Raw genomic sequence first — 1808 nt, 5'->3', positions numbered from 1 at the left:
CCTCGGCGGCGCCCGACAGCCGCAGCTCGGGGATGCGCGGCCCGACCTGGCGAGCCGGGGTCTGGGCGTTGATCGCGGCGTTATCGATCGCCGCGCCGGCGGTCAGGCCCATCGCGCCGCCGATGGGACCCGCCACGGCCGTGCCGACCGCGGAGAGGATGACCTGGGCCATGATGAAGTCCTTCAGAATTGGGGAAATCGAAACGCCCCGACCAGCCGCTCGCGCCACCAGCGGCCCAGCCAGCTTTCGACGCAGGCCCGGCCCCAATAGGCGTGGATCATCCGGTCCGGCGCCGACAGGACGGCGCAGTGCTTGGCCGGGACGCCGGGGGCCATGCGAAACAGCAGCACGTCGCCCGGGCGGGCGGCGGCCAAGTTCAGCGGGATCAGACGGCGCTCGAGGGCCTCGGCCAGCAGGTCGCGCCCGCCCAGCTCGGCCCAGTCCGGACGATAGGGCGGCGGGACCTCGGGCTCGGCGCCGTGCAGGGCCCGCCAGACGCCGCGCACCAGGCCCAGACAGTCACAGCCGACGCCGCGCAGGCTGGCCTGGTGCTGGTAGGGCGTGCCCAGCCACAGGCGGGCTTCGTGGAGGGCGCGATCACCGGTCGGTGCCTGGGCGGCGAACACTTGCCCCCTACGGATCGCTTCGCGATCGTCTTCCCCCACAGGGGGAAGAGCCGGCCCGGAAAGGCTCCGCCCCCTTTGGGGGCGGACAGACCGCGAAGCGGTCAGGTGGGGGCAAGTGCTCCCCTCACCGCCGCCGCCCGTCATTGCGCTCCCCATCACTGGGATACAGCGTCAGGAAATCCTCGCCCGGCGCCGTCGGGAACCCCCGGAAGTTCAGCCCATTGCCGAACACGCCCCGGCAGGTGGCCCAGCGCTTATCGCAGCTCGCGCCCGGAAACGCGGCGACATCCACCCCGCACCGCGCATCGCCGAAGGCCGCGTCGCACGAGCGGCCGAAGGTGCGTCCGGCCACGCGGTCCAGCGCCGCCAGCGGACCCTCCAGGGCCAGGGTGAAGGTCCCGCCCTCGGTCTTGGCCGCCGCCACGCGGGCCGCCCACAGGCGCACGGAAAGGCTGGGCGCCGACCAGTCGACCGCCCGGCATTCGACCCGCGCCCCGTCATAGAGCCCGGCCGCCAGATCGGCCTCCGACAGCGCCGCGTCATCGAAGCCGCCCACGGCGGCGGCCATGCCGGGCGAAAAGCCGGCCGCCGTCTCGGCCGCCCCGGCGGTCCAGCCGCTGGCCGCCTTGCAGGTCACGCCCTCGACCACCAGGTCCCGGTCGTGATCGGTGAAGCCCAGCACCACGCCGTCGGCGCGGGTCAGGATCCAGGCGTGGCAAAGACAGGCCGCGCCGCTCTCGATGCGGTCGGCCAGGTCGGCGGGAACCGCGCGCATCAGACCCGCACCTCGACCAGAGCCACAGCCCCGACCCGGGCGGCGTTGAAGCCTTCCATCGTCAGGTCGATGCGCTCGCCGTCGAAGCGCACCGGCACGTCGAACTCGAAGCCGGCGGTCACCGCCGCCCCCGCCGCCGGAGCGATCCCCAGGGTCACCAGGCCCGTGGCCGTGTCGACCGCATAGGCGGCCGGCCCCAGCGTGACCCCGGCCACCGCGATCTTGACCGTGCCGGCCACCGGCTTGGCGATCGGCCGGACCACCGCCGTCTCGCCGGTCCCGTAGAGCTTGCTCAGGGCGAAGGTCTTGCGCGCGCCGTCGCCCGTCCCGATCGCCTGGTCGGCGGCGGCCGGCGTCGCGGAGGGCGCGCAGGACTTGCAATCGGCCGGGTCGCGGAAGCGAAAGC

3 protein-coding genes are annotated in these 1808 nt (G+C 74.1%); all 3 read right to left on the bottom strand.

Going from position 1 to position 1808, the window contains the following annotated elements:
* Window positions 1-183: 183 nt before the first annotated feature.
* Window positions 184-627, bottom strand: coding sequence for an NlpC/P60 family protein (locus WAL33_RS05965; RefSeq protein WP_422179442.1), 444 nt, complete (start codon window positions 625-627; stop codon window positions 184-186).
* Window positions 628-751: 124 nt separating this feature from the next.
* Complete coding sequence (locus tag WAL33_RS05960) at window positions 752-1402, bottom strand: baseplate hub protein (protein ID WP_422179440.1); 651 nt, start codon at window positions 1400-1402, stop codon at window positions 752-754.
* A partial coding sequence (locus WAL33_RS05955; protein WP_422179438.1) for a phage distal tail protein, Rcc01695 family occupies window positions 1402-1808 on the bottom strand: 407 nt, incomplete at its 5' end. The genes WAL33_RS05955 and WAL33_RS05960, both read right to left, overlap by 1 nt.

It is taken from the genome of Caulobacter sp. (assembly GCF_049283275.1).
Taxonomy (GTDB): Bacteria; Pseudomonadota; Alphaproteobacteria; order Caulobacterales; family Caulobacteraceae; genus Caulobacter.
The sequence above is the reverse complement of the archived record's forward strand: the minus strand, read 5'-3'. Positions and strand labels throughout refer to the sequence as shown.